Source organism: Thioalkalivibrio sp. ALE21, assembly GCF_003208255.1.
GTDB lineage: Bacteria > Pseudomonadota > Gammaproteobacteria > Ectothiorhodospirales > Ectothiorhodospiraceae > Thioalkalivibrio > Thioalkalivibrio halophilus.
The window spans coordinates 1-1,782 of record NZ_QKMA01000043.1 but is presented as its reverse complement, the minus strand read 5'-3'; the positions used below and the strand labels follow the sequence as shown (position 1 = coordinate 1,782).

1 protein-coding gene is annotated in these 1,782 nt (G+C 70.9%); it reads right to left on the bottom strand.

What is annotated here, in order from left to right:
* Positions 1–219: 219 nt before the first annotated feature.
* Entirely contained in the window at positions 220–1,581 is a 1,362-nt protein-coding gene (locus tag D893_RS13665; RefSeq protein ID WP_110620084.1) for a phosphomannomutase, read from the bottom strand.
* Between the last annotated feature and the right edge of the window lie 201 nt (positions 1,582–1,782).

Below are 1,782 nucleotides of genomic sequence, written 5' to 3'. Positions count from 1 at the left end.
CGGCCGGGTGGCGTAGGAGGCCAGCCCCCTGGCCGATCCGCCACGACCGGGTGGCGTGGGAGGCCAGCCCCCTGGCCGATCGGGGCCCGACGACCCACCGGGGCAGATCGGCCGGAGGGCCGGCCTCCTACGGGCCGTGCCCGCCGATCCGCCGGGGCCCGCCGACCCGGTCGGGGCACCCGTAGGAGGCCAGCCCCCTGGCCGATCGGGCATCAGGGGTTATTCCCCGGCTTCGATGATGGCGGAGATGTGTTCCACCTGGCGGCGCAGGAGGCGCCGGTCGCCGCGGGTCTCGACGTTGAGGCGCAGCAGGGGTTCGGTGTTGGAGCCGCGCAGGTTGTAACGCCATTCGGGGAATTCGACGCTGATGCCGTCGGTGCGGTCGATGTGGCCGGACCGGGCATCGGTGGCGACCATGACGCGGTGGATGGCATCCATCATGTTGTCCACGCGGAAGTTGATCTCGCCGCTGCAGGGGAAGCGCTCCATGCGTTCGCGCACCATCTCGCGCAGGGACTGCTCGCGCCGCCCCATCAGCTCGACCACGCGCAGCCAGGGCAGCATGCCGGAGTCGCAGTAGTAGAAATCGCGGAAGTAGTGGTGGGCGCTCATCTCGCCGCCGTACACGGCGTTCTCGCGGCGCATGCTCTCCTTCATGAACGCGTGGCCGGCCTTGCTCTGCACCGGTACGCCGCCGGCGGCCTCGACCATTTCGATGGTGTTCCAGGTGAGGCGCGGGTCGTGCACCACCCGGGTCCCCTGCCCGCCCCCCGGCTGCGCGCGCAGGCTGGCCTCGGCCAGCAGGCCGACCATGTAGTACCCCTCGACGAACTCGCCGTGCGAGTCGAAGAAGAAGCAGCGGTCGAAGTCGCCGTCCCAGGCCAGGCCGAGATCGCCGCCGAAGGACAGCACCGCGTCGCTGGTGAAGCGGCGGTTCTCCTCCAGCATGGGGTTGGGGATGCCGTTGGGGAAGTTGCCGTCGGGTTCGGCGTTCTCGCGGATCAGCTGGATCGGCAGATGCGCGTCCAGCTCGTCCAGGACCGGGCCGGCTCCGCCGTTTCCGGGGTTCACGAGCAGGTTGAGCGGCGGCATCACCTCGGGGTCGACCAGGCTCAGCAGGTGGCGGATGTAGGCCTCGCGGTGGTACAGACGTCCGGTACGCCCGCGCACCCGTGGGGTAAACCCGCCCTGCTCCGCCCGCCAGCGTATGGCCTCCAGGCCACTGTCGGCGCTCACCGGCCGCGCGCCCTCGCGCACGATCTTGAGCCCGTTGTAGTCCATGGGGTTGTGGCTGGCGGTGACCATGATCCCCGCCCCGGCGCGGTAGTAGGCGGTGGCGAAGTAGACTTCCTCGGTGCCGCACAGGCCGATGTCGGCCACGTTGCAGCCGCCGGCGGAGAGCCCGTCGATGACCGCCGCCGCCAGCGCCGGGCTGGTGAGGCGCACGTCCCGCCCCACGATGGCCATCTGCGGCCCCAGCTCCTCCGCAACGGCCCGCGCGATGGTGTACGCCACCCGCTCGTTCAGCTGGGTCGGCACCCGTCCGCGGATGTCGTACGCCTTGAAACAGTCCAGGTTCATGTGCCTCCTTTCGGGCCCGAGGCCGATCCCCGCAGCGAGCCGTGTCAGGAAGGCTACCGCCCGGGGCCGAAAGGTGGAAGGGCCACGCAGGTCACACACCCCCGGTAGGAGGCCAGCCCCCTGGCCGATCGGGCGCAGCGGTGGGAGGCCAGCCTCTGGCCGATCCGGCACAGGAGATCGGCCGGACGCCGAATCGGCCGG